This window comes from Gordonia sp. PS3 (assembly GCF_041950545.1).
Lineage (GTDB): Bacteria > Actinomycetota > Actinomycetes > Mycobacteriales > Mycobacteriaceae > Gordonia > Gordonia sihwensis.
Window position 1 is genome coordinate 1145024 of the sequence record NZ_CP169524.1, and the last position, 23601, is coordinate 1168624.

20 protein-coding genes are annotated in these 23601 nt (G+C 69.0%); 10 read left to right on the forward strand and 10 right to left on the reverse strand.

The features are described 5' to 3' along the window. The first annotated feature begins 13 nt into the window (after positions 1 to 13). Positions 14 to 1033 carry a class I SAM-dependent methyltransferase gene (locus ACE11G_RS05275; RefSeq protein WP_006895883.1) on the forward strand — a complete coding sequence of 340 codons (1020 nt, stop codon included), beginning with the start codon at positions 14 to 16 and terminating at the stop codon, positions 1031 to 1033. 79 nt (positions 1034 to 1112) lie between these two features. Here ACE11G_RS05275 and ACE11G_RS05280 read toward each other — a convergent pair whose 3' ends face one another. Beyond that, positions 1113 to 1787, reverse strand: coding sequence for a ferritin-like domain-containing protein (locus ACE11G_RS05280; RefSeq protein WP_052692370.1), 675 nt, complete (start codon positions 1785 to 1787; stop codon positions 1113 to 1115). Positions 1788 to 1850: 63 nt separating this feature from the next. Between ACE11G_RS05280 and ACE11G_RS05285 the strand changes: the two genes are divergently transcribed. After that, positions 1851 to 3056 carry a class I SAM-dependent methyltransferase gene (locus tag ACE11G_RS05285; protein WP_375003899.1) on the forward strand — a complete coding sequence of 402 codons (1206 nt, stop codon included), beginning with the start codon at positions 1851 to 1853 and terminating at the stop codon, positions 3054 to 3056. Here ACE11G_RS05285 and ACE11G_RS05290 read toward each other — a convergent pair. Next, positions 3053 to 4369, reverse strand: a complete 1317-nt coding sequence (locus ACE11G_RS05290) for a PQQ-binding-like beta-propeller repeat protein (protein WP_375003900.1) — start codon at positions 4367 to 4369, stop codon at positions 3053 to 3055. The two genes, ACE11G_RS05285 and ACE11G_RS05290, sit on opposite strands and share 4 nt — an antisense overlap. Before the next feature lie 127 nt (positions 4370 to 4496). On the opposite strand from ACE11G_RS05290, the gene ACE11G_RS05295 reads away from it, so the two are divergent. Beyond that, positions 4497 to 5258 (forward strand): acyltransferase, encoded by a 762-nt coding sequence (locus ACE11G_RS05295; RefSeq protein WP_375003901.1) that lies wholly within the window; start codon positions 4497 to 4499, stop codon positions 5256 to 5258. A 53-nt stretch (positions 5259 to 5311) separates the two neighbouring features. On the opposite strand, the gene ACE11G_RS05300 is transcribed toward ACE11G_RS05295, so the two are convergent. The 8 genes from ACE11G_RS05300 to ACE11G_RS05335 form a co-directional block, all read right to left on the reverse strand. Then, positions 5312 to 6898 (reverse strand): peptidase S26, encoded by a 1587-nt coding sequence (locus ACE11G_RS05300; protein WP_375003902.1) that lies wholly within the window; start codon positions 6896 to 6898, stop codon positions 5312 to 5314. A 4-nt stretch (positions 6899 to 6902) separates the two neighbouring features. After that, positions 6903 to 7514, reverse strand: a complete 612-nt coding sequence (locus ACE11G_RS05305) for a hypothetical protein (RefSeq protein ID WP_006895889.1) — start codon at positions 7512 to 7514, stop codon at positions 6903 to 6905. After that, positions 7511 to 8245 (reverse strand): signal peptidase I, encoded by a 735-nt coding sequence (locus ACE11G_RS05310; protein WP_052692368.1) that lies wholly within the window; start codon positions 8243 to 8245, stop codon positions 7511 to 7513. The genes ACE11G_RS05305 and ACE11G_RS05310 overlap by 4 nt, the downstream gene beginning before the upstream one ends. Continuing rightward, positions 8242 to 8829 carry a hypothetical protein gene (locus ACE11G_RS05315; protein WP_045537044.1) on the reverse strand — a complete coding sequence of 196 codons (588 nt, stop codon included), beginning with the start codon at positions 8827 to 8829 and terminating at the stop codon, positions 8242 to 8244. Before ACE11G_RS05315 ends, ACE11G_RS05310 begins: the two co-directional genes overlap by 4 nt. Before the next feature lie 29 nt (positions 8830 to 8858). Beyond that, complete coding sequence (locus ACE11G_RS05320; RefSeq protein ID WP_006895892.1) at positions 8859 to 9383, reverse strand: alternate-type signal peptide domain-containing protein; 525 nt, start codon at positions 9381 to 9383, stop codon at positions 8859 to 8861. A gap of 174 nt (positions 9384 to 9557) precedes the next feature. Continuing rightward, on the reverse strand, positions 9558 to 10805 hold the full coding sequence (locus ACE11G_RS05325; RefSeq protein WP_006895893.1) for a glycosyltransferase family 4 protein: 1248 nt from the start codon (positions 10803 to 10805) through the stop codon (positions 9558 to 9560). After that, a complete protein-coding gene (locus ACE11G_RS05330) occupies positions 10805 to 12367 on the reverse strand; it encodes a glycoside hydrolase family 57 protein (protein ID WP_346076237.1) in 1563 nt (520 codons plus the stop codon). The genes ACE11G_RS05325 and ACE11G_RS05330 overlap by 1 nt, the downstream gene beginning before the upstream one ends. Before the next feature lie 22 nt (positions 12368 to 12389). Then, entirely contained in the window at positions 12390 to 13262 is an 873-nt protein-coding gene (locus tag ACE11G_RS05335) for a class I SAM-dependent methyltransferase (protein ID WP_375003903.1), read from the reverse strand. A gap of 99 nt (positions 13263 to 13361) precedes the next feature. Here ACE11G_RS05335 and ACE11G_RS05340 point away from each other — a divergent pair, with 99 nt between their 5' ends. From ACE11G_RS05340 to ACE11G_RS05370, 7 genes are all read left to right on the forward strand, one after another. After that, complete coding sequence (locus ACE11G_RS05340; protein WP_222111521.1) at positions 13362 to 14147, forward strand: electron transfer flavoprotein subunit beta/FixA family protein; 786 nt, start codon at positions 13362 to 13364, stop codon at positions 14145 to 14147. 51 nt (positions 14148 to 14198) lie between these two features. Next, on the forward strand, positions 14199 to 15152 hold the full coding sequence (locus tag ACE11G_RS05345; protein WP_375003904.1) for an electron transfer flavoprotein subunit alpha/FixB family protein: 954 nt from the start codon (positions 14199 to 14201) through the stop codon (positions 15150 to 15152). Between the two features lie 165 nt (positions 15153 to 15317). Further along, entirely contained in the window at positions 15318 to 16148 is an 831-nt protein-coding gene (locus ACE11G_RS05350) for a GNAT family N-acyltransferase (RefSeq protein ID WP_346076240.1), read from the forward strand. Positions 16149 to 16171: 23 nt separating this feature from the next. Next, positions 16172 to 17020 carry a lysophospholipid acyltransferase family protein gene (locus ACE11G_RS05355; protein ID WP_346076242.1) on the forward strand — a complete coding sequence of 283 codons (849 nt, stop codon included), beginning with the start codon at positions 16172 to 16174 and terminating at the stop codon, positions 17018 to 17020. A gap of 126 nt (positions 17021 to 17146) precedes the next feature. Continuing rightward, a complete protein-coding gene (locus ACE11G_RS05360; RefSeq protein WP_375003905.1) occupies positions 17147 to 18595 on the forward strand; it encodes an MFS transporter in 1449 nt (482 codons plus the stop codon). 26 nt (positions 18596 to 18621) lie between these two features. Further along, positions 18622 to 22137 (forward strand): BTAD domain-containing putative transcriptional regulator, encoded by a 3516-nt coding sequence (locus tag ACE11G_RS05365; RefSeq protein ID WP_062366976.1) that lies wholly within the window; start codon positions 18622 to 18624, stop codon positions 22135 to 22137. 56 nt (positions 22138 to 22193) lie between these two features. Further along, entirely contained in the window at positions 22194 to 23564 is a 1371-nt protein-coding gene (locus ACE11G_RS05370) for an FAD-binding oxidoreductase (RefSeq protein WP_346077061.1), read from the forward strand. Positions 23565 to 23601 lie beyond the last annotated feature (37 nt).

A 23601-nucleotide genomic window follows, 5' to 3' on the forward strand; every position in this document is an offset into this window, starting at 1 on the left:
GAAACACCCGACAATGACCGCCATCGACGACCAGAACCCCGCCGATCCGTCCCCCACGGGCGTCGACGCCGCCGATCAAGTGGACCCGGCACCCAATCCGCATGCCACCGCCGAGCAGGTGGAGGCCGCGCTGAAGGACACCAAGCTCGCGCAGGTCCTCTACCACGACTGGGAAGCCGAGACGTACGACGAGAAGTGGTCGATCTCCTTCGACGAGCGCTGCATCGACTACGCCCGCGGTCGTCTCGACAAGATCCTTCCCGATGCGCCGCTGCCGTACGGCCGGGCCATGGAACTCGGTTGCGGCACCGGCTTCTTCCTGCTGAACCTGATGCAGTCGGGTGTGGCGGAGAAGGGCTCGGTCACCGATCTGTCGCCGGGCATGGTGAAGGTGGCGCTGCGCAACGCGGAGAACCTCGGCCTGGACGTCGACGGCCGGGTCGCCGACGCCGAGAGCATCCCGTACGAGGACGACACCTTCGATCTGGTCGTGGGCCACGCGGTGCTGCATCACATCCCCGACGTCGAGAAGTCGTTGCGGGAGGTGCTGCGCGTGCTCAAGCCCGGCGGCCGCTTCGTCTTCGCCGGCGAGCCCTCGACGTACGGTGACTTCTACGCCCGGTGGATGAGCCGCGCCACCTGGTGGGCCACCACCAATATCACGAAGTTCGGGCCGCTCAAGTCGTGGCGCCGGCCGCAGGAGGAACTCGACGAGAGCTCGCGCGCGGCGGCACTGGAGGCCGTCGTCGACATCCACACCTTCTCGCCCGAGGATCTGGAGCGACTGGCGACCAGCGCGGGTGCGGTCCAGGTCGAGTCGGCCGCGGAGGAACTCGCCGCTGCCATGCTCGGCTGGCCGGTCCGGACTTTCGAGGCCGCGGTGCCGCCCGAGAAGCTCGGCTGGGGCTGGGCGGGCTTCGCGTTCGGCGGCTGGAAGCGCATGACCTGGCTCGATGAGAACGTCCTCCGCAAGTTGGTTCCGCCGAAGTTCTTCTACAACGTTCTGATCACCGGAGTGAAGCCGGAGAAGTAGGGCACCCTCCGCAAACGATCGACGCACCGCTCGGCATCGGCGACCTCCTCCGCGAGGGGCCGGAGCCGGGCGGTGATCGCTATGGCGGCCCGGCGCCGTCGAACACCGCCACCCGGAAGTCGGTCATCAGCCGACGGCAGCGCGTGTAGAAATCCCGCCTCGTGGTGCCTATCGCGCGCAGCGCCGGCCCGTGGTCCAATGCCACCACCGCGATCACGACGGTCGCGAAGGTCTGCCACGCGCCGCCCGCCGGCCTGCGCGCCCATCGCGGTGCGGGCGCGAACGCCTCGCGCAACCGGCGTTCCTGGAAGCGGACGTGGTGGCGTTCGTCGTCCAGGATCCGCGACGAGACCTCGCGCAGCAGAGGGTCGGACGATGCGGCGAGCGCGCCGTAGTATTCCAGTGCGATGAGCTCGGCGGTCGCCAGTACCAGCAGTTCGCTCCGCAGTCCGAGGGCGCGCCGCGTCGCGACGAACACGCGGTCGGACCAGTGCCCGGCGATCGTCGGCGCCCCGGCTGCCCGAAGCAATTCGGCCAGCATGCGCGCGTGGTTCTGTTCCTCGGCGACGAACATCCGAACCGCCGCGGCGTAGTCGGGATCGCCGGTTGCTTCCGCAAGCCGGATCAGCGCAGCGCCGTCGCCGCTCTCGCCCACCTGGAACCGTTGCAGACTCCGGATCACCGGTGAGGGGAGTCGGCTGCCGGCTCGCCAGTCGGGGTCCGGATTCTGCTCCCGGATACGGGACCGTGTCACGAACTCCTCGCTCCATGTCATGGTGCCGGTTATACCGGTTATCGCACCGACTAGGGTTGCGCTGTGGGTTACGAGTTCAGCATCGACGACGTCGACTACCTGCGTTCCCGGTACGGCGACAAGGCCCTCCAGAACGCGTCCGCGATGGCCCTGACTCCTGATTCGCTGCTGCGTGAGATGCCCGATCTGCGCTCCCGGTACGGCGACCGCGCGCCGGCGCTCGTCGAGACCGTCCTCAATCGCCGCAAGGCCGCCGGACGGTTGGCACACGCCGATCAGCTGCTGGCGAGCGACACCGCGGTCCAGCAGGCCACGACGGCGGCCGTGGCCGAGCACCGGGCGGCCGACATCGCGGCGCGCTTTCCCGGAGCCGTCGTGCACGACGTGACCTGTTCCATCGGATCGGAGATGATGGCGCTGTCGGTGACGAGCGGCATCGCCGGTGTGATCGGCAGTGACGTCGATCCGGTCCGGTTGGCGATGGCCGACCACAACATGTCCCTGGGCGACGAGCGGCGCTCGCCGTGGCTGCTGGCGCGCGCCGACGCCCTCGCGCCGGTGTCGAACGCCGACGTGGTGATCGCCGACCCGGCGCGCAGGAATGCGCGTGGCCGAACCTTCAAGCTCGACGAACTCGATCCGCCGCTGTTGGAGTTGCTCGCGGTGTACGCCGGACGCGAGCTGGTCGTCAAATGCGCCCCGGGGCTCGACTACCGACTGCTGCGCGATCGGTTCGGTTTCGAGGGGCAGGTCCAGATCGTCTCGCTCGACGGCGGCGTCCGCGAGGCATGTCTGTGGAGCGAAGTGACGCAGCCACGCCGCCGAGCGACCGTCCTGCGCTCAGCCGGCCGAGACTACGAGATCACCAGTGCCGATCCCGACGACATCGATCCGCCGGGAGTCGACGAGTGGATCATCGATCCGGACGGCGCGGTGGTTCGCGCCGGTCTGGTGCGGAACTACGCCCACCGACACGGGCTGCGGCAGTTGGACCCGCAGATCGCTTATCTGACCGGTGGCCGCGTGCCCGCGGGGGAGCGCGGTTTCCGGGTGATCGACCAGCTGGGGGTCTCGGAGAAGAACCTTCGGGGCGCACTGGCGGCGCACGACTGCGGGAGTCTGGAGATCCTGGTCCGGGGGCTCGACGTGGACCCCGACCGTCTGCGAAAGCGGCTGAAGCTCAAGGGTTCCCGACCTCTTGCGCTGATCATGACGCGCATCGGTCGGTCGGGGACCGCGTTCCTGTGCGAGCCGGGTGTCCGGCGCTAAGACGGCGACTTCGGGCTGTAGTAGTACACTGCGCCGATATTGGTGGCGACCGCCAGGCGGCCGGTCGGCGAGACCGCGACGCCCGTCGCGAATCCCTTGGCGTCCGGCATCGGCAGCGTGCGTTCGGTAGCGCCCGAGCGGGTGTCGATCTCCATCAATTCGAGGTTCTGGTCGGCGCCGGTGCGGACCACCGTCCACGCGGTGCCCGCCGCGGTCATGCTCGACAGTCCCGTCGTCTGGAGGTCGTCGCGGCGAACGACTTCTTCGGCCCTGTCGCCGGCGTCGCGCAAGATCACCAGCGGGGCGCCGATGGTGCCCGCCGGGATGATCAGTCCGTCGGGAGAGACGGACATGGTGCCGAACCCGTATCCGCCGTTGTCGTGGGTCCACTTCACCGCGCCGTTGGACGCGTCGAGTGCGTTGATCCGGCCGTCCCTGCTGAAGGCGTAGACGGTCTTGCCGTCGGCCGACACGGTGGGAGGGCCGACGACACCGCCGGGAAGATCGGTGGCCCACTGGTCGGTGATCGCCTGGTGGTCGCCCTGGCGGGCGTACGAGAGCGCCTTCACCTGCGACGATTTCGCGCCCTGCGGGAAGAAGTTGAGGAAGAGGCGCTGGTGCGCCCAGTCGACGGCCGGGGGCGCGGAGATCGCGCATCCCGACCCGCCGCTCACGCAGTCGCCCAGCCCGGTCAACGGGTCGGCGGCGGGCGCCGACCAGAGCTCGGCCTGCGGCATCGCGAGATCGCCGTTCTGTGAATTGAGGATCATCACCTGGCCGAGCGACGTGGTCACCAGCACGTGGCCGGGGCCGACGAACTTGGCCGACGTCGGTACTCCGGCCACGTCCTTGCGCCAGCGGATCGCTCCGCCGCCGGTGAGCGCCAGGAACCGGCCCGGCTCTCCGATGTACGGCTGCGAGAACTGGTCCACGACGGCCGCGTTGCCCCAGAAGCCGTCGGCCATGCGCTTGCAGAAGTTCTTCCGTCCCGCCCGCGAGTCGAGCACCAGGAAGTTGCAACCGACCGGCGTCCGTGCGCTGACGACGACGTCTCCGCCGCCGTTGAGGGTCACCGGACTGGTCACCGGGCCTCCGGTGGGCCGGGTCCACGACAGTTCGAGGTCGGCCGGCGGTCGTGCGAAGCTGTAGTTCGAGTTCGCATTGTTGCCGCCGTACGACGACCAGCCCGCCGCGGGCACCGACCGCACGTCCAGGTGACCGTCGGAGCAGGAGGCGACGATCAGCGCGGTCAGCGCCCCGAGAACGGCGGTGCGGAGGATCGCGCGCATACGTCGGCGTGCGGCCTGGGTCATCGTGCTCCGATCTGGTCGAGATGCGCGACTGCCGCCGCGCCCGCGCACGACTCTATCGTGTCGTGTCACCAGGCCAATCGTCCGCTGGCGGAGGTCTGTCGGAGACCGTCGTTTACTGTGTGTCTTCATGACCACGATGTGGAACGCCTCCTATCGTTCACGCTGGCGTGCCGGACGCCGCCGCGACCCGCAGCAGGTTCGTTTCCTGACGATGGACTCGCTGCGCTGGGTGAAGCGCAATCGCGCGTGGACACCGTGGTATCTCGTGCGCTACTACCGTCTGGCCAGGTTCCGGATGGCGAACCCGCACATCGTGCTGCGCGGCATGGTCTTCCTCGGCAAGAACGTGGAGATCCACGCGACGCCGGAACTGTCGCGGATGGAGATCGGGCGCTGGGTGCACATCGGCGACGGCAACTCCATCCGCTGCCACGAGGGCAGCATGCGCATCGGGGACAAGACCGTCTTCGGTTGCAACAACGTCGTCAACTCGTATCTCGATCTCGAGATCGGCGGATCGACGCTGATCGCGGACTGGTGCTACATCTGCGACTTCGACCATGTCACCGACAATCTCGACCTGCCGATCAAAGACCAGGGCATCGTCAAGGGACCGGTGCGAATCGGCCCGGACACCTGGATCGCCGCCAAGGTGACGGTGCTGCGCAACACCACCGTGGGGCGTGGCTGTGTGCTCGGTGCCCATGCGGTGGTGCGCGGAGTGATCGACGACTACGCGATAGCCGTCGGGGCGCCCGCCCGCATGGTGAAGAACCGCAAGGAGGCGTGGGAGGCCGGCGCAGAGCAGCGCGCCGAACTCGAACGCGCTTTGGCCGACATCGAGCGCAAGAAGGCCGCCGCCAGGGGCGAGGACACCAGCGCAGGGTAGCGCCTCGGCCGATCCGGGTCGGCTCACCGCGGCTGCCGATCAGCCGCCGGAGGTCAGCCGGCCGGAGCCGCCGGAACCGGTTCGACGGAGGTCTCCGGCTGGGCGGCCGGGGCCTCCGCGGACGGAGCGTCGGGCGCCGCGGTGGTCGGCGGCGGCGTGCGCGCCTCACTCCAGACCCCGCCCGAGCGGCTCACCACGACGACGGTGCCGTCGGGTTCGGTGATCTCCAGCCGCTCACTCTGCGGCAACCAGCGCACCGAACTCGACGACGGGAAGCTGCCCCGGTAGACCACCTCGGTCGAGGTCGCGTCCCGGATCGTCACCGCGCCGCCGTCGTCGTAGAACGCGAACTGTCCGGACGAGGTGAGCGTTCCGCCCGGCGGAAGTTCGGGGGTGGCGCTCGGACTGTCGGTGGTGGACGGCTGCGCCGGCTTCGACTCCGACGACCCTGGAGCGGTCGACGGGGACTCAGACGTGGAGGGGGCCGCGGAGCTCGACGGGGCTGCGGAGGTCGAAGCGGTCGCGGAACCGCTCGGGCTCGCCGTGGGTGCGGCCCGCGAGACGGATGACGGCGAGAGACACTCGAAGTAGGGCAGTGCCGGTGGGAGAAGTCGCGCGGCGTGGAACTGGACTTGGACGGTCAGTGTCCGCTGCGACGGGAAAAGGTAATCGTAGGCCCGCAGGGAAATGGTTAGAACGGTGTCGCCGCCGCCGAAGAGCAGGTCCCAGAGCCAAGTCCAGAAGCTGCCCCCTGTGATGTCCTTGGTGATGGTCGAGTTCGCGGGGTAAGCACTGGTCAGGAAAGTGTCAGCCTCGGTGGACGAGCCTTTCGTCACCGACAGGACGAATTTCCGGTTCGGGTCCGGCTGTGCCACGTTGGGCCAGCTGAATTGCACCGATTTCGAGAGTCCGAATCCAGGATTCGAGGCGGTACAGGCCAGAGAGATGGGGTCGGCCTCCCACCCGGTGGCCAGCGCGCCGGTTGCGGTCGCCTGGTCTGACTGCGCGGCTCGAGCCGGCCCGGAACCGTGTATGCCGGAGGCTGCGACGGCGATGACGGTCACCGCCGCGGTGCCGGCGAGCAGCCGATGAGCGATCTTCGTGTTCCGCCACCCCCGCGCGGGTGCGAATGCGATAGCCAGCAGGGCGGCTACCGCGAGGGCCTGGAGGGTGAGGGTGAGCGGGTTGGCGAGCCACGATGCGACGTACCCGAGGATCGGCACAGTGAAGAGAACGCGCCGTGCGTCGGCGACGATGTACCGGTTCGGGTCGGGCGCAGAGTTCGCATCGCCCTGCATCGTCAGTTCAGCGGACGCCGAGGACTTCGCGTCGACGGATACTACGCGATGGGTGACGCGTGTGCCGTCGTCGCGCACGACCGTGGCGACGTCTCCGGGCTCGAGGCGGTTCGCGTCGATGGTCTTCGAGATGCCGAGGGATCCCACGGGAATGGTCGGCGCCATCGATCCGGTCTCGAAGATCAGCGGCCGGATACCGAAGATCAGGGCCACGACCGTGGCGAGGAGGCAGAGTGCACCGAGAACCGCGCCCACGGTGAGCGCGCGATCGGCGAGGCGCCGAGGCCCGGCCGGCCTGGTCGGCGTGGCGGTTATCGGTTGAGTGGGGGCGTCGTCGTTCACGTGGCTATCCCGTCGCATCGAAGAAGAAGACGACGCTGCCTGCAGACCCGAGGTTGAGGCCCGCGTACTGCGCCGGCGTGTCGGTCCGGAGTGTGAGCTGCATGCACAGCCGCTCGCTGCTGCCGACCGCCAACGGCCGCGGGGGTACGCCAGTGAATTCAGTCTTCGCCGTGGAGACGTTCTGTGCCGAGACGAGGGTGGCCGATCCCGACGGACACACCGTGCCGGTCGACGTGCTGCCGACGGTGGCGTTCGCGGCGACGACTGTTGATTTCAGTGTCGTCCACCGGCCGACGTCGGTGGGCGGTGTGCCGGAAGTGCCGGTCGCCTGCACCGAGGGGACGTACGTGAGCGCGACCGAGCCGACATTCTGGACGTCCACCATTGCAGCAGTCGTGTAGGCCGGGAGCAGTGTTCCCGGGAAGGTGAGGGTCGCGGTGTGTGACCCGTTCGCCTCGATCTTGAGGACCCCGGTCGTGAACGTTCCCGACAGTGTCTGGGAGGTGGTGGACCACAGCGCCGAGGTACCTATCGCGCCGGTACCCAGGAGCACGCCGCACGCGAGCAGCGCGCGGACCCTCTTCGAGGTGACCGCCGTCTTCCATCCGGGTCTCACGATTCTGGCTCCTTCGAGGAAGGTCGCTCGGGAAGGGGATCGTCGGCACTGGCGTCGGCGATCGGCTGGGTCTGCGCGTCGCTGTGCACGGCGGCGAACGTCTCGGTCGGAGTGTCGTCCGCCGGCCCCGCGGCCGCTTCGGCGGCGGCTTTGTCACGGCGCTCCTGTCTCCAGTCGGTGTAGAACTGCCACGCGCCGTAAGCGAAGAGCAGTCCGGCGAGGACGAACACCGTCAGGGTGCGTTTGGCGCCGCTGAACCAGGTGTTGACACAGCCCAGAAGCGGAACCGAGTACCAGAGCACTCCGCGGACCTGCACCGGCCGGACCGGTGGGTCGACGGCGCTGTTGGCGTCGCCCTTGGTGATCAGCCGCGGCTGACCGGACGGCGACTTGTCGAATCCGACCACTCGGTGGGTCACCACACCGGGCTGTCCCGACTTCACCTGATAGGTGACCACATCGCCGACCTCGATCGACGAGAACGGACGCGGCTTCACCACGATCAGCGTTCCCGGCGGATAATCCGGCCGCATGGACCCGGTGAGTACGGAGTACGGCCGCGCCCCGGCGACCTTCGGTATCACGATGGTCGTGAACAGCACGGCGAATGCCGCGATGAGGAGAATCCAGCTGACCGTCTGCCACAGAATGTGCAGTGCTCGCTGACGCGGTGTGCGCTCCACCTCCGCCGAGCCGCCGGTCTCGGTCCGAGCCGATTCGTCGCCGGTCACGGGTTCTGCCCCGGCCGCAGCTGTCCGACGGAGAAGTCGAAGTTGATCTGATACTGGGCGGGCTGGGTGCCGGTGACGGACTTCAGCTGGGCCTGCACGCACCAGGTGGTCTCGGCGCCGACGTCGAGCACCTTCCAATCCGATGACGACGGGGACGTCGGCGCGATCGCCGTGTGCGGACCCGTGGTGTCGGTGGCGGGAAAGGCCCCGCTCAGATCCCCCGTGCCGCCGGGGCAGCCGCCGACCGAACCCGACAGCCGTACCGTGACCGCCGAACCGGAGGACGTGATCGACGGCCCGGCGCTCGCGAGCAGGAACTTGATCCGCGTGGAACCGGTGTTCTTGATCTTCAGCGGCGCCTGCGTGACGTTGCCGACCGCGATGTTCGTTCCCTGCAGTGCGGGGAAGGTGTGGGACGACGCTCCGTCGCCATGTGCATCGAGGCCGATGGTGCCCGTCTCGATGGTGCCTGGATTCCGAGTCTCCTCATCGGCCCACAGAGCCCCGGTGGTGTACACCGATCCGAAGATCAGTGACACCACCAGGACTCCGAGGGCTCCGAGCAGCAGTCTGCGCTGGGTCACGGTCCGGGGTTTCGCTCAGCGATTCTCCGTCAGGACGGCCGGACCTGGTTGAGTGTGATCTTCATATTGCTGACCTGCACCGAGGCGTTGGTGTCCTCGGTACCCGGTGTCGATTCCTTGAACTCGACCTGGACGGTCACGGGGAGCTCCTGCCCGTTCGTGACGTCGATCGGCGTGGTGGTGGTGTCGGTGCCGTTGACCGAGGTGGTCACGACGAAGTTGTCAGACGGCACGTTGGTGGTGCCGAGGTTCACGCCGAGCGTGGCCTTCATGTTCTTACCGGTCGCCGTGACAGTGCAGTCACCGGAGTACTTCCAGACGTCGCCGGGAACCATCAGGTCTTCGAGGGGATTGATCGCGCTGCCGCCGATCATGGTCGGCGAGACGTCGGTCCAGGTGCCGCCGGTGCCGCAGTCGAGCCCGAAGTCGCCGGTCGTGATGTTGCCGCCGACGATGTCCTCGGTGTCGTTCCACAGTGCGTACGATCCGACTCCGCCGAGCAGGAGGATCGCCCCCGCGCCGACGGCCAGTGCACCTTTGGTCTTACGGTTCATATCTCTTACCTCTGGTCGCGGTGGTCATCGTCGACGCCACCGAACTCGAAATTCGTGACGTTGTGCCACTGACCAAGTAATCGCAGACGTCCGAATAGGCCGTTACCTTCTGTAATCGAACCGTTATGCGCATCGGGCATGTCGTCCACAGGCGCATGGGCCGAAAGGCCTCGATCAGGGCTGCGACGGGTCTCGATCGGGCATCGGGCGCATCGGAATGTCCGGACGGCCGAGGTCACGCGGCGGGCGTCGGCGCGCAGCCGCGTACACCGATGCGGTGCGCTTGGCGATCGACTGCCAGGTGAATTCCTCGCCCAGCCGGGTACGGGCGCGACGGGCGCGCTGCTGCGTCGCCGCCGGGTCGTCCAGGGCCTCGCAGACGGCGACGGCGAGTCCCTCCGGATCGAAGGGGTCGAAGGTCCAGCCCGTCTCGCCGTCGGTCACCGCTTCGCCGAGCCCGCCCGCCGTGGACGTGATCAACGGGATGCCGGTGGCGGCTGCCTCGAGGGCGACGATGCCGAACGGTTCGTAACGGCTCGGCAGGACGATCGCGTCGCAGCGGTGCATCAGTTTCAGCAGGCCGTCGTGGTCCTGCCGTCCGACGAAGTCGACCGCGGCCGTCACCTGATGTTCGAGGGCCAGCTGACGCAGCCAGCCGATCTGGGTGCCGTCGCCCGCAACCGTGAGGTGCGTGCCGGGGTGCGCCCGCCGGATCACCGGGAGTGCCTCGAGCAGATCCTGCACGCCCTTCTCGAACTCGAGCCGACCGGCGAAGAGCAACTCGGGCGGACCGCTGCGCGGGCGTCGATCCACGAACCGCCAGGTGCCGACGTCGATTCCGTTGTGGATCACGGTGATCGGCGCCAGGTCGGGGCCGAAGAGAGTCGCCACCTCCTCGCGCATGGACGCCGAACAGGTGATCAGCGCGTCGGAGGCATTGGCCAGCCACCATTCGACCGAGTGAACCTGCCGGTTGATGTGGCCGGCCACCCATCCGCTGTGCCGCCCGGCTTCGGTGGCGTGAAGAGTCGAGACCAGCGGAACGTCGAAGTACTCGGCCAGCGCAACCGCGGGGTGGGCCACCAGCCAGTCGTGCGCATGCACCACGTCCGGCGGCGGGCCGTCACGCAGGAGGCGCAGGCCGGCGCGGACGAACCCGTGGCCCATCGCCAGCGTCCACGCCATCATGTCGGCGCCGAAATCGAACGCCGGCGGGTCTTCGGCCACCGCGATCACACGGACGCCGTTCACGACGGTGTCGGTGGTGGGATGGGTCCGGGCGTCGGTGCCCGACGGCCGGCGGGTCAGCACCGTCACCTCGTGGCCCAGGCCGGCGACGGCCTCGGTGAGATGGTGGACGTGGCGGCCGAGGCCCCCGACCACCACTGGCGGGTACTCCCAGGAGACGATCAGCACACGCATCAGAACCCGCCTTCGCGGCTCGGCAGACGGCGGGCGTCGAGTGCGCCGAACAGATTGTCGGCGCGGCGCCACCCGGCGGCCAGCCCGGCGGCCCGCTGCTCCTTGCCCGCATCGGAGGCCTCGCAGATCTCTCGCGTGGCGTGCGCATGCTTGTACGCGCGGTCCTGGGCGTAGCCGGCGGCGGTGTCCTTCGAGATCATGAACGGCCAGTCGGACTGCACCGTCAGCAGCGTCTCGCGCAGAATCTGGTCGGCTACCTCGTCCCGCACGTCCGGAATCCCGTGACCGCCGTCGAGCCGCTTGTCGAGGGAATCGAGCGCGGTCGCGGTGACCTCCTCGTTGAGCCGCACCAGGTGCTGCACCTGCGGACCCTCCCAGACGCGCCAGTCCTTGCCCGAGCCCCACGACGAGTCGTCGATCCGGACCGGGTCGCCGACGAATCCGTTCCGCCGGGCGGTGGCGAGCGATCCGACCGTGATGCCCGACTCGGGCAGCCTGCGCATGAGCCGCTCGAGCCACACCGGTCCCTCGTACCACCAGTGGCCGAACAACTCGGTGTCGAAGGCGGCGACCACGTGTGCGGGGCGGCCGATCCGGTCCGACTCGGCGATGAGCCGTGAGCGCACGCAGTCGATGAAGTCGTCGACGTGCTTGTCGATCACGGGGTTCACGAGCGCCGGATAGTAGGGCTTCTTGGCGTCACCCGGCACGTTCTTGCCGGTGACCCGAACGGGTTTGAAACCGGTCAGGTGATCGTAGGTGTGGAAGTCGCGGTAGTTCGCGTGCCCGGGGTAGCCGGACTTCGGCGACCACACGCGGTAGCTGACGGTCAGATCGCGTCCGAACGCGACGACGTCGGAGTCGCCCACCGGGCGGCCGAGCGCCGTCTCGCCGTGCAATGTGGGGCCGTCGACCATGAAGTGGCCTACGCCGGCAGCGGCGTACTCCTGCTCCATGCCCGGCGTGTACGCGCACTCCGGCGCCCAGATGCCCGACGGCTGCGTGCCCCAGCGCAACCGCGCGTCGGCGAGACCCTCCCGGAGGGAGAACTGCCGGAGTCGTCGGTCGAGCAGCGGCTGGAAGGGATGGGCGAGCGGTCCGCCGAGCAGTTCGATCACCCCGGCGGAGACGAGCGGACGGATCTGCGGGCTGCCGCCGTGCCGCCACTGCGACTCGAAATCGGCCAGTGCTCCGGCGGCCGCACGGAACTCGCGGTGGCCCATCGCACGACGGTCGGCGTCCGGTGAGGTCGCGGCCTCCATCGCGCGCAACTGCCAGTCGGCCAGCCACTCGTACATCGACGTGGCGCAGTGCGGGTCGTCGAGCTGCGCGGCCAGCACCGGGGTGATGCCCAAGGAGATCAGGTCGGTGTATCCGTCGTCGGCGAGGCGTCGCAGGGCGGCGAAGACGGGCTGGTAGCAGTGTGCCCACGACTGGTACAGCCATTCCTCGCCGACCGGCCAGCGGCCGTGATTGGCCAGCCACGGCAGATGCGAATGCAGCACCAGGGTGAACTGGCCGGGTACCTTCTCGGCGCGCGGTGCAGCGGCGGTCGTGCTCATCACGGCTCCAGATCGAGGGTCGTCAGCGGCGCACGGCCACGGCGAGCAGGTCGAGACTCGCGTCGATGTCGGCGTCGTCGGCGGAGAGGATGTCGAAATCGGAGGTCGCCACCGCGGCGACGTCCGCGGCCAGGTCGGCGGGCCACTCGTCTCCGGCGAGTGCGCGGTCGATCTGGGCGTCGATGATCGATCCACCCCATTTCGCGTCGAGGTCGCGCAGCGCCGGGCCGTGGTGGACGCCGAGCATCTGCCGGACGTCGAAGGCCGCCGCGCCGGCGTCGGCGGGCCCGTTCGGCGCGGCCGCTCCGGTCAGCAGTTCGGTCAGTTCGGCCGCGCTGAGCTCCCGGGTGTGGAACGGGTTCAGCGGAGTGTCGCGGCCGGGGGAGAAGGTGATGCGGTTCGGGGTGCTCATCAGGAGCACCCCGCCCGGGCGGAGAACGCGGTGGCACTCGGCGACGAAGGCGCTCTGGTCCCACAGATGTTCGATCACCTGGAAGTTGACGACCACATCCACCGATCCGTCGGTCAGCGGGAGGTCGATCAGATTGCCCCGGTGGACGACCAGTTCGGGGTACCGGCGGCGTGTGTGCTCGACGGCCTGCTCGTCGTAGTCGACGCATGTCACCGACTTCGCGCGCGCGGCGATCATCGACGCGCCGTAGCCCTCACCCGATCCGGCTTCGAGGACGTCGCGGCCCGCGCAGTGGTCGAGGATGTACTCGTAGGCCACCTCGTGCCTGCGGAACCAGTAGTTCTCCGCGGCGATTCCGGGTACGGTGCGTTCACCGGTGAGCGCGAGCTGATCGGACTGCGGTGTCGCCTGGTAATCGGTCACCGCCACGACCTTAGTACCCGTGCGGGTGGGCGCCTGCATGCGGGAAGTGATCGGTGCCATGTTCTCGTCGCCGAGTACCAGCCGCTAAAGTGATGAGTGAACCATGGCCTTACCGGCCGGTAAGTTGCCGAACCCGATGCAGGAGGTCGACGTAGACCCATGACGAATATTGTCGTTCTGATCAAGCAGGTTCCCGACACGTGGTCCGAGCGCAAGCTCGCCGATGGCGATTTCACGCTCGACCGGGAAGCCGCCGACGCAGTGCTCGACGAGATCAACGAGCGCGCTGTGGAAGAGGCGCTGCAGATCAAGGAAGCCAACGGCGGCGAGGTGACGCTGCTGTGCGCCGGTCCCGAGCGCGCCACCGACGCCATCCGCAAGGCTCTGTCGATGGGTGCGGACAAGGCCATCCACATCAAGGACGACCTGATGCACGGCAGCGACGCGGTCCAGACCGCCTACGTTCTGGCGTCGGCGCTGGGCACCATCGAGGGCGTCGAGATGGTCATCGCGGGCAACGAGGCCACCGACGGACGCAGCGGTGCTGTGCCGGCGATGATCGCCGAGTACCTCGAGCTGCCGCACCTGACCCACCTGCGCAAGCTGGAGATCGACGGCGAGACCCTGCGCGGTGAGCGGGAGACCGACGAAGGCATCTTCAACGTCGAGGCCACCCTGCCGGCGATCGTCTCGGTCAACGAGAAGATCAACGAGCCGCGCTTCCCGTCCTTCAAGGGCATCATGGCCGCCAAGAAGAAGGAAGTGAATGTCGTGACCCTCGCGGAGATCGGCGTCGAGGCCGACACCGTCGGTCTGGCCAACGCGGGCAGCACCGTCACCGGCGTCACCCCGAAGGCCGAGAAGACGGCCGGCGAGCGCGTCACGGACGAGGGCGACGGTGGCGTCAAGGTCGCCGAGTTCCTGGTCGCGTCGAAGATCATCTGATCGCGCCCACCACTTCATCTGGCGAACCCATAGACATTCAGGAGAACAATCATGGCTGAAGTACTCGTGCTCGTTGAGCAGGACGCCGAAGGTGGGCTGAAGAAGGTCACCAGCGAGCTCATCACCGCGGCGCGCGCCCTCGGCACCCCGTCCGCTGTCGTCGTCGGCAAGCCGGGCTCGGCTGCCGGCGTCACCGCGGGTCTCACCGAGGCCGGCGCCGAGAAGATCTACGTCGCCGAGTCGGACGACGTCGCGAACTACCTCATCACGCCCAAGGTCGACGTGCTGTCGCAGCTGGCCGAGGCGAACGGCGCCGCAGGCATCCTCGTCGCCGCCACCGCGGACGGCAAGGAGATCGCCGGCCGTCTGGCCGTGCGTCTGGGCTCGGGTCTGCTGACCGACGTCATCGAGGTCAAGGAGGGCGGCGCAGGCGTGCACTCGATCTTCGGTGGCGCGTTCACCGTCGACGCGCAGGCCGGCGGAGACACCCCGGTCATCTCGGTGCGCCCCGGCGCCGTCGAGGCCGCGCCGGCCGCCGGTGCGGGCGAGGTCGTCGAGGTCGAGGTTCCGGCTCAGGAAGGCGGTGTGAAGATCACCGGCTTCGCGCCGAACGTCGGCGGCGACCGCCCCGAGCTCACCGAGGCGTCGATCGTCGTCTCCGGTGGCCGCGGTGTCGGTTCGGCCGAGAGCTTCTCGGTGGTCGAGGCACTGGCCGACTCGCTCGGTGCCGCTGTCGGCGCATCGCGTGCCGCCGTCGACTCGGGCTACTACCCGGGCCAGTTCCAGGTGGGTCAGACCGGCAAGACCGTGTCGCCGCAGCTGTACATCGCCCTCGGCATCTCGGGCGCGATCCAGCACCGTGCCGGCATGCAGACCTCGAAGACCATCGTGGCCGTCAACAAGGACGAAGAGGCCCCGATCTTCGAGATCAGCGACTTCGGCATCGTCGGCGACCTGTTCAACGTCGCCCCGCAGCTGACCGAGGAGATCAACAAGCGCAAGTGATGCGCTGATCTTCGCGTAAGCGTCGAGATCGCCCCGCCGCACCCCGTGCGGCGGGGCGATCCGCATTTCCGCGTGAGCCGAGCACGACAGGAGTTCACCCGCAGTGTCCGGACACGTCACGTCGCATTGCCGGGGACGTTCAACGACGCGCCTTGACTGCGAGGCATGACAGTAACGGACGTCTCCACCGGATTCCCGTCTCCGATCCTCGCGCGACCGGTCCTCGCCGGGGGCGACTACCAGGTCCTGATCTCCGAGAACCCCTCCGACATCGACGACGCGCAACGACTCCGATACGAGGTGTTCAACGGCGAGCCCGGCTACTCCGACGCCATCGGCGACGCCGATTCGGGCCGCGACGCCGACGCTTTCGACGAGTTCTGCGACCACATGCTGGTCCGTCACATGCCGACCGGGGCACTCGTCGGGTGCGCCCGGGTGCTGCCGCCGCCCAGGGCGATCGCAGCCGGCGGCTGGTACTCGGCCGGTGAATTCGATCTCGGAGAGCTCTCGGAGATCCGCGGCGAGACGGTCGAGATGGGCCGCGCGGTGGTCGATCCGGGTCACCGCAGCGGTTCGGTGACGGCGATGCTGTGGGCCGCCGTCCTGAGCTACCTCGAGGAGGGCGGTTACCGGTATCTGATGGGTTGCGTATCGGTGCCCCTGGAATCGGCGATCGGCCGCGGTCGGGAACTGCGCGGGATCCGCGACCTCGCCCGCGACAGGCACCGGGCGCCCTGGCAGGTGTACCCGTACCGGCACGTGGAGGTCGACGGAGCCAGGCTCGACGATCTGGAGCCTCCCGCCGTCAACCGGCTGCCCGCACTGTTGCGCGGCTATGTCCGCCTCGGTGCCCGCGTGTGCGGGGAGCCGGCGTTCGACGAGGTGTTCGACGTCGGTGACTTCCTCACCGTCCTGGATCGCCACAACGGCGACCAGCGGTACACCGACCGTCTCCGGGGTGCGATGACCCGGCTCGGCGCCGACGGGAAGTAGGCGCCGTGGAGTCCAGTCCGTGGATGCCCGTCAGTCCGTGCGGTGTGCACTGCGTACACACGCACACGCCCCCGGTGTCCCGGCTGCGAGCGAGCGTGCGGCTCACGTCGTTCGCTGTCGTCGGCGTGACGATCCTGCTCTTCGGACTGCTGACCGTGGCGTGCCCGCGCGGGCTGCGGCACCGGTACTGGCGCGCCGGCGCCCGAGTGACGCTGCGCTCGATGGGGGTGCTGCTCGAGATCGACGATCGCCGTCCGTCACATGCGCCTCGGTTGCGCGGCGCGCTGATCGTCGCGAACCACATCTCTTATCTGGACATCGTCGCGATCGCATGTGTGGCGCCCGCGCGTTTCGTGGCGAAGAGTGAGGTGCTGGCGATGCCGGGCTTCGGTCCGATCGCCCGCCTGTTCGGAGTACTGGCGCATCGGCGCGGGGATCTGCGCCGGCTGCGGCCGATGATTGACAGGGTCGGCGGCATTCTCGACGCCGGGCGCCGTGTGGCCGTGTTCCCCGAGGGCACCACCTGGTGCGGAACCGCGTCCGGCCGATTCCGTCCGGCGTTCTTTCAGGCGGCCGTCGATACCGGCGTCCCGATTCTGCCGGTCCGACTCTCGTACACCGATCGCGGTTCACGGACCACCATGCCGGGATTCCTGGGCGAAGACACCGTCGCGAGCACGCTGTCACGTATCGTGCGATCGCGCCATCTCACCGTCACGATCACGATCTTCGACCTGCAGATGCCTGCAGGGGATCGACGCGGTCTGGCGGCCGCGGCCCAGCGACTGATTCTCCCGGCGGAGCCGGTCTCGGCGATGCGGGAACTGGATGTGGATCTGTCCGGTCAGCCGCCGGTGCCGACCGCGGCCTGACGCCGACGGGTCGGCAGCCGCATCGCCGGACGCACTGTGACCGCGGGGCCATGGGCGCGGCAAGGCGCTTCCAAGGACCGCCCCGGAACCTGTTCTCGTCAATCTCAACGAACGAGGTCAGGACTAATGGAACACATTGATCGAGTTTCCCGGCGCGGCCGGGACCTCTCCCAGACGATGACGACCGCGGTGGTCTGCGCCGCCACCGCGATGCTGATGCTCGACATCGCCGTGGTGAACACCGCCCTTCCCGCGATGGCGCGCGAGTTCGATGCCGGCATGGCCTCGCTCAAGTGGGTGGTCGACGGCTATACGCTCGCACTCGCGACTATCGTGCTCAGCGCCGGTGCATGGTCGGACCGCTACGGGCGACGACGGGTGTTCATCCTCGGCACCGTGGGATTCACCGGGGCGTCGATCCTCTGTGCGGCCGCTGTCGGCATGCCGATGCTGATCGTCGCCAGGGTGGTGCAGGGGCTGGCCGCCGCGCTGTTGTTCGCCTCGTCGCTCGCTCTGCTCGCCGGCGCGTTTCCCCGGCGGTCCGATCGGGCGCGGCCGCTCGCGGTGTACGGCGCGACCATCGGCGCGTCGTTCGCGGTCGGTCCGCTGCTCGGCGGTCTCCTCACCGAATTGCTCGCCTGGCGATCGATCTTTCTCATCAACGTGCCGGTCGGCCTCGTCATCCTGGCGGGGGTGCGCCACGTCGCGGAGTCGCGCAGCAGCGCGCCCCGACGCGGCGACCGCCGGGGACAACTCGCAGTGGTGATCGGACTGGCCGCGCTCACCTACGGCCTCGTCGAGGCGAACGAGCGGGGCTGGACCGATCGCGCGACGGTGGCCGCCTTCGCCGTCGCGGTAGCGGCTCTCGCAGGATTCATCAGTGTCGAAAGGAGAGTAGACCAGCCGATGCTGCCCCTGGCGATGTTCGCGAATCGCTCATTCGCCGGCGCACAGGTCGCGGTCTTCGCGATCTCGGCGTCGATGTTCGCGGTCTTCGTGTACGTCACTGTCTACTTGCAGGGTGTCCTCGGCATGTCGCCGATCGGCGCCGGGCTCGTGTATCTGCCGGGAACTGTGGTCATGCTGGCCGTCGCCGGTGTCACGGACCGTTTCCTGACCTCTGTTCCGCCCGGCCGGGCCCTCGCGCTCTCGCTGGTGGCGGTCGCGGTCGGGATGGCGATGATGACGATCGGCGGTGTGCACAGCAGCGGTCTGGTGATGGTTCCCGGATTCGTCGTCGCGTGCATCGGCGCCGGGGTGTTCAATCCGGTGATGAGCGGTGTCGTGCTCAGTGAGAGCCACGGTGACGATGCCGGACTGGCCGCGGGAATCAACGACGCCTTTCGGCAGTCCGGGATCGCACTGGGTGTCGCTGCGCTGGGAGCCCTGTTCCCCGCGCAGTCCGTCCTGGCGGGCGGATCCCCGGCGGAATTCGTCGACGGTCTGCGGCTGGCACTGTGGGTGAGCTGTGGGACGGCTCTCGTGGGAGCGGCAGCGGCCGCAGTGTGGATCAGGCAGGCGCGATCGGATGCGACGCCTGCCGAAGCCGACGACCGCCCGCGCGTCGCATTCTAGAATCGACGGGATGAGCTGGGGCTGTGATGCTTGAGTACCGGGTGCTGGGGCCACTCGTCGTTCGGCGTGACGGCATGCCCGTCGACCCCGGGTCGCCCAAGCAGCGCGCGGTCCTCGCGGCGCTGCTGCTGGCCCGTGGCGCCGTCGTTTCGACCGATCGGCTGGTGCACGCGGTCTGGGGAGACGATCCGCCCGCGGCGGTGGCGACCAGTCTGCAGGCTTACATCTCGAATCTCCGCAGACTGCTGCGTGACGCATCCGGTGCGTCTCCGATCGAGCGGGTCAGTCCCGGCTACCGGTTGGCGGTGGGCCAGGATCGGTTCGATCTGCTGGAGTTCGGGCGACTGGCCGGCGAGGCGCGCGATGCGGTCGACGCGTTTGACTGGGAGACCGCGCTGTCTGCCTCGACAGCCGCTCTGGCGCTCTGGAGGGGGCCGTTGCTGGAGGAGTTCGAGGACCGCGATTGGATCGAAGTGGAGTCGACGGCGCCGACCGAGCTGCGGCGTGCGGCCACCGAGGCTCAGATCGCGGCGCTCCTTGCGCACGGCGATGTGGCGACCGCACTCGTCGCCGCGACTGAGTTGTGCCGCCAGGACCCGCTCCGGGAGCGGAGCGTCTGGCTGCGGATGGTCGCACTGTATCGCGACGGTCGGGCCGGGAGCGCTCTCGAAGCGTACGCGGCGTATGTCCGCGATCTCGACGTGGAACTCGGCCTCGACCCGAGCGCTGAACTGCGTGAGCTGCAGGGTGCGGTGCTCAGGCACGACCCCGAGCTGGCAGCCTGGCCGCTGACTCCTCGCTGGACCGGCGCCCGGCCGGTGTCGTCCCCGGAACCGCGAGCCGTCCAGCCCGTCGAGACGCAAGAGCTCGCGGGCGAGGTGGCCCGCGATATCGGGGCGCCGCTCGTCGGGAGGGAGGATGCGGTGCGCGTGCTCCGCGAATTGCGTACGGCGGGCACCGGCACCCGCTGGCTGATCCTGTCCGGACCCGCCGGCATCGGCAAGACTCGTCTGGCCGAGGAGGCGGTCCACCTCGCCGAGGCGGCGGGGGATCGGGCTGTGTGGGTGCGCTGCCCGGACACCGAGGGCGTTCCGGCATGGTGGCCCCTGCGCCAGCTCTGCCGCGCGTTGAACGCGGACACGGATCTGCTGACGGTCTCCGACGGCGCCGACGCCGACGCGGCCCGTTTCGAGGTCTACGACCGCGTGCAAGCCCTCCTCGAACACGAGAGCGCGACGAAACCGCTGACGATCGTCGTGGACGATGTCCAGTGGGCCGATGCGATGTCGCTGGGACTGCTCCGCTACCTTGCGCCGGTACTTCGGGATGCGCCGGTCACCGTCGTCCTGACACTGCGGGAGGAGGAGGCGACCGACGCCGCGCAGTCGCTCCGCGAGGCCGTCGCACGATCCGGCGGCCGACTGCTCGACGTGCCGGAGCTGTCGCGCGAGGCGGTCGGTGAGCTGGTGCGGGCGGTGGCGGACACCGATTTGTCGGCCGCCGAACTCGACCAGCTGGTGGCCCGGACCGGTGGCAATCCGCTGTATGTGACCGAGTATGCCCGGCTGCCGGAGGAACAGCGCCGCGACGTGATCCCGGCGGCGGTCAGATCGGTGCTCGGTCGCCGGCTGGCGACACTCGATCCGACCGTCCGCGAGGTCATCGGCCACGCCGCGGTGATCGGCGAGGAGATCGACATAGCGATGTTGTCGGAACTGACCTCCCGCAGCGTCGACGCGGTCGCCGACTGTCTCGACGAAGCCGCGGACGAGCGGATCGTCGTCCCCTTGCCGAGCAGCGGTGGACTGACCTTCGCCCACGCACTTCTGCGCGACGAGGCCGAGACGATGTTCGCGCCGCTGCGCCGTTGCCGGATCCATCTGCGGGCCGCCGAACTGCTCGCGGCGCGGAGCGGCCCGGAGATGAGCGCCCGCCGCGCAGCGCACCTGCTCGACGCGTTGCCGGTGGCCGAGGTGCCCGACGTGGTCGCCGCCTGCCGGGAGGCGGCGCACGATGCGGCGGTCCGCTGGGACTCGGAGAGCGCAGCGCACTGGCTCAGCCGCGCGCTCCGGACACACGAGACACTGGCGGGTCCGGAAGCGTCGGTCGACGAGCGGGACGCGCTGCTTACGGGCATGCTGCACGCGCAGGTCCGCGCCGGACGGGCTCAGCTCGTCCTGGACACGGTCGAGGCCATGCTGGTGCGGGCGATGCGTGACGGGAGCACTGTCACGGTAGGGCGTCTCGCGGGTGTTCTACTGCGTGCGGGCGGTGGTTGGCCGTGGATCTCGCCGACCGCCGAGACCGGGTCGCTGCACGAGGTCCTCACCGCAGCGGTCGACATCGTCGACGGCGACTCCATAGCATTGGTTCGAGTGCTGGGAGCGCTCGCGATCGGACACTGCTATCACCGGGACGCCTCGGTGCCTGCCGGGCTTCTGGAGCGAGCCGCCGAGGTGGCCGCTGCGGTCGGCGATCCCGATGTGATGGCCGACGCGATTCTCGCGCGCCTCATCACCTACTCCGGGGTCTCCGGACGCGCGGCCGAGCTGATCTCGCTGGCCGATGACCTGACCGCGCTGCCTCACGCGGATGCCGAACTCGACGAGGTGATCGCGGGTTCGGTCGTGACGATGGCCGCGATGACGCTCGGCGACATCCCGCAGACGAAGGCTCGTCTGCGTGCGGCGATCGCAGGCAGTGAGCGCATGCGACTGCCGGTCCTGCGCGCGCAACTGCGCTGGATGGAGGCCGCGCTGGCGGTCTGGCACGGCGACTTCGCGCTTGCCGAAGAGCACTTCCGGACCGCCCTCGCGGTCCATCGGCAGACGGAACTGTATGTTGCGGGCTCCGGGGCGCTCGCGCTGATGGCGACGGCGAATCAGCGGGGCGTGTTCGACGACGTCGTCGATGAGGTGCTCGGCACCGGCGGCGGGGACCGCATGGAATGGGTGCGGACGGTGATGTCCGCGGCGCCCGACAATCGGGTATCGACGCTGCTGGCCGCGGGTGTGGCGACCGTGGCCGTCGAGCACGGCGACGCCGCGCTGGTCCAGTCGATGATCGATCTCTGGCGGGCGGACGACCGCCCGATGATCTGGACGTCGCTCGCGCAGGCCGTGGTGCTGGCGAATCTCGTGGTCGAGGAGCGCTTCGTCGACGACGCGCGGGCGTTCATCGATGTGCTCGCCCCCTACGCGGGGCATATCGCGACGGTCGGTCAGGTCGGTTGCGTCGGCCCCGTCGACCTGGCGCTCGCCGGCCTCTACGACCTGATCGGTGACGATGCGGCCGCGGACGCGGCGCTGGGTCGCGCACGAGCGCTCTCGATCGCCGGGGACAGCCGGCCCGGGCTGCTGCGCTGCCGCCTCTTCGAAGCTCTGCGGGCACCTGACTCGGCCGACCGTGCGAGGGAGATCGCGGCGATCGCCGCGCAGGCCCGTGCGCTGGGCCTCCAGGCAGTAGCCGACGTCGCGCACGCCGCCGAGCGTAGGACGAGTGTGCCAAGGGCAGTCCAAGAAGGATGCAAGCGCACTGAGTGACAGTCGGTTCGGGACAGGTGCGGATCCCCGCGCCGCCGTGAACCGGGAGACATGCCATGACCTCACACGCCATCGATCGCGCCGACATCGCCGACCTACGAACGCGGGTACGCGGAGCGGTGCACCGGCCGTCGGACGACGGGTACGAGACGATCGGATTCAACGTCGCCGTGTCACGCCGCCCCTGGGCGGTCGTCGACGCTGCCGACGCCGCGGACATCGCCGCGGTGATGACGTTCGCGGGAGACAACGGGATGACTGTCGCCGTCCACTCGACCGGGCATGGCGCGATTCCCATCGACGGGCGCTCGCTGCTTGTACGCACCGGCGGTCTCGACACCCTGGAGATCGATCCCGCAGGGCGTACCGCGCGCGTCGGCGCCGGGGTGCGGTGGCAGCGGGTCCTCGACGAGTCCGCACCGCACGGTCTGGCCCCGCTGTGCGGGTCGGCACCGTCTGTCGGCGTGATCGGATTCCTGACGGGCGGCGGCATCGGTCCGCTGGTGCGAACTGTCGGATCCTCCAGCGACCACGTCCGTTCGTTCGAGGTCGTGACCGGTGCCGGACGGGTGGTCCGGGCGTCGCACGATGAGAACGCCGAGTTGTTCTGGGGGCTGCGGGGCGGCAAAGCGACTCTCGGTCTGGTCACCGAGGCGGTGATCGATCTGCTGCCGATCCCGGAACTGTACGCCGGTGCGATGTACTTCGACGGCGCCGACGCACCCGCGGTTCTGCGTGAATGGCGGACATGGAGTGCCTCGCTGCCGGTCGAGGCGAACACCTCCGTGGCACTGCTGCGACTGCCAGAGCTGCCGACGGTGCCGCCGATGCTCGCCGGCCGCATGACGGTCGCCGTCCGCTACGCCGCGTTGACTTCGCGCGATGAGGCGCAGCGGCTGTTCGCGCCCATACGTGCGGTCGCGCCCCCGCTGCTCGATGCGGTCGGCACGATGCCCTACGCGGCGATCGGCGCGATCCACGCCGATCCCGCAGACCCGATGCCGGTCGCTGAGGACGGCTGCCTGCTGCGAGAACTCCCCGAAGAAGCGGTCGACGCGATCCTGGCCTCCGCCGGACCGGACGTCGAATCGCCTCTCCTCATGGTGGAACTGCGACTGCTCGGCGGCCGGTTCGCGCGGACGCCGCAGGTCGACAGCGCACTCTGTCACCGATCGGCGCCCCTGCATCTGTACACGGTCGGGATTCTGGCGCCGCCGATCGCGGAACAGGTTCCGGTCGCGGTCGCGGGACTGGTGGAGACCATGTCGGCGTACTCCGACGGATACCGGCTGCCGAACTTCACGGCGACCTCCGACGCCGGCGTGACGGCGCGTTGTTATGACGAGCAGACACGCGCCTGGCTGCGTGCGCTCGCCGGCCAACACGATCCGCGCGGCGTGCTCCGAGTCGGACAACTGGCCCGGTGATTTCCGGGCAGTGCGACGTGCGACTATCGTGGAGCGC